Here is a 7358-nt window from a genome sequence, read left to right as displayed (position 1 = left end):
ATGTTGCCGTTGCCGCCGCCGCGGTTGTCCACGACCACCGAGGTTTGCAGAATCCTGCCCAAGGGCTCGGCCAGCATGCGCGCCGCAATGTCGGTGGTGCCACCGGCCGCCGTGGGAACAATGAGTGTGATGGGTTTGCCGGCGAGCTGTGCACGCACCGGGTTGAGCCAGGCGGCCGTGCTCAGGCTGGCGACGGCCATGAGGGTTCTGCGGGAAATAAGGGTCATGGTTGTCTCCGGATAGTTTTTTTCGGGGAAGGGTGACTCAGGCCGGACAATGCCCGACCAGGTTTTGGCTGAAGGGCGGTGGATCAGTCGATGCGGGCGCCAGAGTCCTTGACGATCTTGTTCCAGCGCGGCAGGTCGCCCTGGATCAACGCAGCAAACTGCGCTGGGCTGGCGGTCATTACGTCGCAGCCTTGTACCGCGAGCTTGTCTGCCACGTCCCTGCTGGCCAGGGTTTTTTCAAGGGCGGCCTGCAGCTTGACGATGACTTCCCTGGGCGTACCGGCGGGCGCCAACAGCCCATACCATGGTGTCGAGCCGAAGCCTGGCAGGGTTTCGCCAATCGTCGGCGCATTTGGCAAGGAGGCCAGACGCTTTTCGTTCACTACGCCAAGCACCTTGATTTTTCCGGACTGCAGGAAGGGCAGCGCCGACGGCAGGCTCTGTACCGACACCGGAATCTGTCCGCCGGCAACATCGGTGGCTGCGGCAGCCGAAGCCTTGTAGGGAACGTGCAGCATGTCCACGCCGGCCGCCCGCTTGAACATTTCGCCGATCAGGTGGTTCAGCGTGCCGTTGCCGGCCGAGGCATAGCTGATCTGACCGGGGCTGGCTTTTGCCTGGGCAATCAGCTCGACCACCGAATTGGCGGGAAAGGCCGAGTTGGCAACCAGCACATAGCCGGCGTTGGCCACCAGGCCGACCGGCTCGAAATCCTTCACGGGGTCGAAACCGGTGCTTTTGTAGATGGCGGGATTGATGACGTGCGCGCTGTTGGTCGTCAGCAGCAGGGTGTAGCCATCGGGCCTGGCTTTGGCCACCTGGGCGGTGCCGACATTACCGCCCGCGCCGGGCCGGTTATCAACCAGAAAGGTCTGGCCCATGATTTCGCCGAGCTTTTGGGACACGATGCGCGCAATGGCATCGTTGGCTCCGCCCGCCGCCTGCGGCACGATGACGGTGACCGGGCGGCCGGGATAGGCCTGCTGCGCCGCGGCAGGCAGCACTGCCAGACCGGTCATCGCCCCTGCCAGGATGGCGAGATGGTGGAAGAAATTACGTTTTCTCATGTCGTTGTCTCCGGTTGTAGTTTTGGGATGCTGTTTCAGGCGGGTTCGCAAATCTCTATCAAATTCCGGTCGGGGTCGCGCACATAGACCGAGCGGATTTTTTGTGTGGCGCCGGTACGCAGCACGGGGCCTTCAATGATTGGACAACGCTCCCGCTCGAGGCGGATGATCACTTCGGCAAGGGGAATGTTGGCCAGAAAGCACAGGTCCAGGGCGCCCGGCACTGGCAGGTGGGCCTTGGGTTCGAACTCATTGCCTTTGACGTGCAGGTTGATTTTTTGCTGGCCGAACTTGAAGGCCTTGCGCTCTACCGGTGGTGTGCCGCCGATAAAAGTTTCCAGCGTCATACCCAGCACGCGGGTGTAGAAATCCACGCAGGCTTTTTCGTCCGCCGTGGTCAGCACCAAATGGTCCAGCTGCCGAATCATGCCGATGCCGCCCTCAGTTCAGCCACATAAGGCGGCGGCGCATGCAAGTCGGTGATGCGGCCCGCCTTGGCCACTTGTCCGGGCACGTCATGGCCGACAATGCCGGGCATTTGCCGCGCCACGGCCAGCAGCTTTTCAAGGTCCATGCCGGTGTCGTAGCCCATGGCATCCAGCATGTGCACCGCATCTTCGCTGCTGATGTTGCCGCTGGCGCCGGGCGCATAAGGGCAGCCACCCAGGCCACCCAGCGAGCCGTCAAAGCGCGTGATGCCGCCCTGCACGGCCGCCAGCACATTGGCCAGGCCCATGCCGCGCGTGTTATGAAAGTGCAGGGTCAGTTGTAGGCCTTCAAAACGTTGCTGCAAAACTTTCACCATGCGGCTGACTTGCGCCGGGTGGGCCATGCCGGTGGTGTCGCAGATCGTGACGCCGCGCACGCGGTCTGCGCCGAAGGCGGCGAAGCGATCGCTCCAGCGCAGCACTTCGTCCTCGATCACTTCGCCTTCCATCGGGCAGCCGAAGCAGCACGACAGCGAAATGTTGATGGGCGTGCGGCCGTCGACATGGCGAATGACATCAGAGAGCGCGGCAAAGCTTTTCTCGCGGGGCATGCGCAGGTTGGCCAGGTTGTGGGTTTCCGACACCGACATCACCAGGTTGAGTTCGTCGGCCCGCGACTCCAGCGCTCGCTCCGCCCCGCGCAGGTTGGGCACCAGCACGGTGTATTCCACGCCGGGCACGCGGCGTATGCGGCCCATCACCTCTTCGGCGTCACGCAGCATGGGAATGGCCTTGGGCGAGGTAAACGATGTCACTTCAATCTTGGCGTAGCCGCATTCGCTGAGGGCATCGACGAGCGCGACCTTGTCATCGGTGGAAATGAAAGCGGGTTCGATCTGGAAGCCGTCGCGCGTAGCGACCTCATTAAAGTAAATCCGTTTTGCGGTGTTCATGCGCTGACGTCCTTCCCGGCCACGATGCCCTTGTCCTTTAGCGCCTGAATCTGTTCGGTTGAAAGTCCGATCTCGCGCAGCACCGCAACGGTGTCCTGCCCCACCTGCGGCGCATTGCGACGGTGCCCGCCCGGTGTGCGCGAGAGTTTGGGCACGATGCCGGGTACTGCCAGCGTGCTTCCGTCGTCCATCTGAACTTCGTCGAGCATGCCGCGCGCCTGGTAGTGCGGGTCGGCCGCGATATCGGCCACGGTGTAAATGCGGCCCGCGGGCACCGAGACCTTGTCGAGCGCCGCCAGCACTTCATCGACCGTGAGGCCCAGGGTCCACTGGCCGATGGCTGCGTCGATTTCTTCCACGCGCGCCACGCGGCCGGCGTTATCAGCCAGCGCCGGGTCGTTGCCGAGATCGCTGCGGCCTATGGTGGCCATCAGCCGTTTAAAGATGCTGTCGCCGTTGCCGGCCACCAGCGCATAGCCGCCGTCCTTGCACAGATAAGCGTTGCTGGGCGCAATGCCGGGCAGGGCGCTGCCGGCCGCGCCGCGAACCGCGCCAAAGGAGCTGTATTCAGGCAGCAGGCTTTCCATGCAGTTGAACACCGCTTCATAAAGCGCCACATCGATCACCTGGCCTTTGCCGGAGCGCTGGCGTTCCTGCATCGCCAGCAGGATGCCAATGACGCCGTGCAGTGCGGCCAGCGTGTCACCGATGCTCACCCCCACACGCACCGGCACACGGCCCGGCTCGGCCGTCAGGTGGCGCAGGCCACTCATGGCCTCGGCCACCACGCCGAAGCCCGGCTTGTCGCGGTAGGGGCCGGTCTGGCCGTAACCGCTGATGCGCAGCATGATGAGTCGAGGGTTCAGCGCCAGTAACTCGTCGGGGCCCAGGCCCCAGCCTTCCATGGCGCCGGGACGGAAGTTCTCGATCAACACATCGGCGTCAAGCGCGAGCTGGCGCACGATGGCCTGTGCCTCGGGGCTCTTCAGATCCAGCGCGACCGAGCGCTTGTTGCGCGACTGCACCTGCCACCACACCGAAGTGCCGTCTTTGAGCAAGCGCCATTTGCGCAGCGGGTCGCCCGCGCCCGGCGTTTCGATCTTGATGATGTCGGCGCCGAAGTCCGCCAGTGTCTTGGCGGCGAAGGGGCCGGCGATCAGCTGGCCGAGCTCCAGCACTTTCAGCCCGGCGAGCGGGCCTTGCGCGGTGGAGACACCGGAAGCTGGAGGGGATTTTTCAGGAGAGGGCATGGCGGGCAGTGTGCCGCCGCCAGCTGGTCCCGTCTATTTGCGCTTTGGGGCCTTGGGTTTCGCGTTTTGCGAAGGCGGGACCTCTTTCGGGCTGAGGAAGTCCGCCAGCGAGGCAATACCCGCATCGGGCTGGCCCGTGATGGTGGCTGTCAGCAGGCGGCGCTGGGCCCAGGCGTCGGCCAGCGGCCGCCAGCTGAGTTTCATGCTTTTGACCATGGGCAGCGTGGCGGCTTTGGGCAAGATGGCCACACCCAAGCCTGAGGCCACCATATGGCATACCGCGTCAAAGCTGCGCACCTGCATGCGTAATTTCAGCGGCCGGTTGGCGGCCAGCGCGGCCTGTTGCTGCTTTTGCAGCATGGCGGCGCCAGCGGTCAGGCTGATCCATTCCTCGTCGAGCGCATCGACAAAGGCCAGCGGTGTCTTGCTGCCTGCCAGCGTGTGGCCGGCGGGCAGGATCAGTACCAGCTCGTCTTCGCGGAACAACCGGGTGTCCAGCCCGGTGGTGTCCGGGCCTTCCACGAACACCGCCACGTCGGCCCGGCCTTCACGCAGGGTAGCCGCCACCGCTTCCGACACCTGCTCTTCCAGGTCGATATGCACCTGCGGGTGCAGCTCACCATAGCGTGCCAGCAGCGGCGGCAAAAACTGGCTGATGGCAGCGCTGCTGGCACACAACCGGATGTGGCGCGCGATGCCGCGCCGCAGGTCGGCCAGTTCGCCGCCCAACTGTTCCATGGTCTGCAGCAGGGTGAGGCCGTGCTTGACGAAGACGCGGCCCGCCGCCGTGGGGAGCAGGCCGCGTGGGTGGCGTTCGAACAGCGCGTCGCCCAGGGCGTCCTCAAGCTCCCGGATGCGCCGGCTGGCGGCAGCCAGCGCCAGGTGCGAGTCGCGTGCCGCGGCCGTCAGGCTGCCTGTCTGGGCGCAGGCCACCGCCAGGCGCACCGACACCAGGTCAAACCGGGCGAGGTTGTAGCTCACGGGGAAATGAGCCTGAAAACTCAGGCCGCCTTCTTTTTGGTGGTGGCTTTTTTGGCCGCAGGCTTTTTCGCGATCAGGGCGTCCAGGTTTTTCACGATCTCGTCCTCGATCCTGTCTTTGAAGGCGCCGAGCAGGAAACCCAGCTTGGCCTGGAGATCGAAGCGGTCCTTGGTGACGGTCAGCGTGCCGCTGACACCCGAGCGGGTAAAGCTGACCAGGTCTTCGTCCTTGCCCTCTTCGTAAGTGCATTCCATGTCGAATTTTTCTTCGGCCTGCTCGGCCCATTTGAAGGCTATCTTGCGCGCCTCCGCAAGGCCCAGGGTGTGTTCGCGCTGGATCTGGATGTCAGCCATTCGTGGTCTCCGTGTTGTTGATTTGAAGCGCCTTGTGCCGTTCGTCTTTGGCAGCCGGGCCAGCCGTTTGACTGCATCATAAAACGCTTACCGGTGCCGACGTTTCGTTCAGGCAGTATTTCAAAGCGGGCTACGCTTTCGGCCCTGTTCAAGACACTGCGTTGTGATGTGATACTGAGCACTGTTGACGCACCCCCATCTACCCGTGCGTTGTCAGACAAATTTGCAACAGCCCCCTCTTTTGAAGAATCCAAATTCCATTCATTTTTGCAAAAGCGCCGATGGAACGGCCATCGCTTTCACTGCAACTGGCTGCGGGCCGCCAGTTGTATGGGTCACCCTGCAGTACACCGACAACGACCTGACATCGCCTGGACCCGCGAGCAGGCACTGGATGGACGCGCTGGCCGCCCGTCACACCGTGATCAGGCTCGATATGCGGGGCTGTGGGCTTTCGGAGCGCAAGCCTGCGCGCATGTCCCTGGATGCCTGGGTGGAAGACATTGAGGCGGTCGTCAATGCAGCGGGTCTGACGCGCTTTGCCATGATGGCGGTGTGTACGGGGTCGTATGCAGCAATCGAGTATGCCGCCCGCCATCCTGCCCGGTTGACGCGCCTGGTTATCTATGGAGGGGCCGTTCGCGGGCGTTTGCGGCGTGAATTGACTCCCGCGCAACGGGACGATGCCATGGCGGCGTTGCAGGTGTACGAATCCGGGCTGGATGGGAGAAGCGAGTTTGCGGTATCTTTTCGGCGCATATTCACGGCGCAATTTCTCCCGGACGCCTCGGCCGGGCAACTTGAGGCCCATGATCGAATCGTCAGCCAGCGCATGAACGGCGCCATCGCTGCACAGAGCGTCCGCGCGTTTTATGACCTGGACCTCAGCGCAAGTGCGCAGCGGATTGACACCGCTTGCCTGGTTCTGCATGCCCGCCAAGACATTTTGTATCCGATAGACGAAGGGCAAAGGCTGGCCACACTCATTCCTGCCGCACGCTTCGTTCCGGTTGACTCGCACAACAACATCCCTTTGGAGGAGGAGCCGGCATGGCCCGGGGTGCGCGATACCGTGCTTGAATTTCTCGCCGGCAACGAGGGCGCTGCGGCACCTGCTTTCCGGCTGACAGTGCGCCAAGCCGAGGTGCTGAGGCAGGTAGCGCAAGGACAGACCGACAAACAGATCGCACGCACACTATCCCTGAGTCCTCGTACGGTTGAAATGCATGTGAGCGCTGCCTTGAAAGCCCTGGGTAGCAAAACGCGGGCTGAAGCTGCGCACCGGGCCGCGCAATACGGGATTTTCTAGCCCGGTCGTGGTCAGAGCCGGCTTGGCTACGGTATTGCCTACCGGGCTGAGATCTCTGGATACCGTAGTTCACACACTGTGCAGAGCTTTGCAGGGGCTGGATACTGCTCTTTCGAGAATCACGTTGCTGGCGTCACATCGCCGATGTATGCCTGCCCGATTCGGGCATCTGGTGCGGGTACTTTGCCGCCGCTCTGGAACGACATGACAACCAGGAAAAAGGATCCATGAAGGATGAAAATCTACCCGTTGCACAGCAGTGAAAAAGAGCGCGACCGGTTGAAAATGCAGGGGCTGGCAATACTGCCGCTTACCGAGAACCTGCTGACAGGGGCCGACGTACAGCCTGGGTCCCAGGTCCTGGAACTGGGCTGCGGAAGCGGTGATATGACCTTGTTGCTGGCAAGCCGTGTGGGGCCCGGCGGCGAAGTGACGGCGGTGGACCGGGACCCGGCCCAGCTTGACGCCGCCGCTTTGCGCATCGCTGATTCGGGTTTCCGGAACGTGAAGTTTGTTTTGGCAGATATGGACGATTTTGAGCCGGCCCGGACGTTTGACGCCATAGTTGGCCGGTACTTCCTGCTGTACGTCGCAAGTCCCGAGGCTGCTGTTGCGCGCGTGGCGAATTGGGTCCGGCCGGGTGGAACGATGGCGTTTCTGGAGATGGATTTTTTCCGCGGCGTACACAGCAGCATCTGGCCGCCTGCATCGCCAGAAACACATGAGGCGATTGTGTTCATAGGCGATGTCATGCTGGACGCAGGCATCAATCCGTACATGGCAGCAAGGC

The 7358-nt window shown here is 62.9% G+C and carries 8 protein-coding genes and 1 pseudogene; 2 read left to right on the top strand and 7 right to left on the bottom strand.

Going from position 1 to position 7358, the window contains the following annotated elements:
* The 7 genes and pseudogenes from AC1D1X_RS11505 to AC1D1X_RS11475 all read right to left on the bottom strand — a co-directional run.
* Positions 1-227: pseudogene (locus AC1D1X_RS11505) on the bottom strand (tripartite tricarboxylate transporter substrate binding protein); the annotation flags it as partial.
* A gap of 83 nt (positions 228-310) precedes the next feature.
* A complete protein-coding gene (locus tag AC1D1X_RS11500) occupies positions 311-1294 on the bottom strand; it encodes a Bug family tripartite tricarboxylate transporter substrate binding protein (protein WP_477668556.1) in 984 nt (327 codons plus the stop codon).
* A gap of 35 nt (positions 1295-1329) precedes the next feature.
* A complete protein-coding gene (locus AC1D1X_RS11495) occupies positions 1330-1722 on the bottom strand; it encodes a VOC family protein (RefSeq protein WP_477668555.1) in 393 nt (130 codons plus the stop codon).
* Positions 1719-2675 carry a hydroxymethylglutaryl-CoA lyase gene (locus AC1D1X_RS11490; protein WP_477668554.1) on the bottom strand — a complete coding sequence of 319 codons (957 nt, stop codon included), beginning with the start codon at positions 2673-2675 and terminating at the stop codon, positions 1719-1721. Before AC1D1X_RS11490 ends, AC1D1X_RS11495 begins: the two co-directional genes overlap by 4 nt.
* Positions 2672-3925 carry a CaiB/BaiF CoA transferase family protein gene (locus AC1D1X_RS11485; RefSeq protein WP_477668553.1) on the bottom strand — a complete coding sequence of 418 codons (1254 nt, stop codon included), beginning with the start codon at positions 3923-3925 and terminating at the stop codon, positions 2672-2674. The genes AC1D1X_RS11490 and AC1D1X_RS11485 overlap by 4 nt, the downstream gene beginning before the upstream one ends.
* Before the next feature lie 33 nt (positions 3926-3958).
* Positions 3959-4906 (bottom strand): LysR family transcriptional regulator, encoded by a 948-nt coding sequence (locus tag AC1D1X_RS11480; RefSeq protein WP_477668552.1) that lies wholly within the window; start codon positions 4904-4906, stop codon positions 3959-3961.
* Positions 4907-4926: 20 nt separating this feature from the next.
* Positions 4927-5259 carry a polyhydroxyalkanoic acid system family protein gene (locus AC1D1X_RS11475; RefSeq protein WP_477668551.1) on the bottom strand — a complete coding sequence of 111 codons (333 nt, stop codon included), beginning with the start codon at positions 5257-5259 and terminating at the stop codon, positions 4927-4929.
* Positions 5260-5653: 394 nt separating this feature from the next.
* Between AC1D1X_RS11475 and AC1D1X_RS11470 the strand changes: the two genes are divergently transcribed.
* Positions 5654-6568, top strand: coding sequence for an alpha/beta fold hydrolase (locus AC1D1X_RS11470; protein ID WP_477668550.1), 915 nt, complete (start codon positions 5654-5656; stop codon positions 6566-6568).
* A gap of 234 nt (positions 6569-6802) precedes the next feature.
* Positions 6803-7358: class I SAM-dependent methyltransferase (locus tag AC1D1X_RS11465; protein ID WP_477698304.1), on the top strand; the 556-nt coding region annotated here is incomplete at its 3' end.

The organism is Polaromonas sp. P1_G4 (assembly GCF_056405475.1).
Note: the sequence above shows the minus strand (reverse complement) of the source record. Positions and strands in the feature narration are given on the sequence as shown.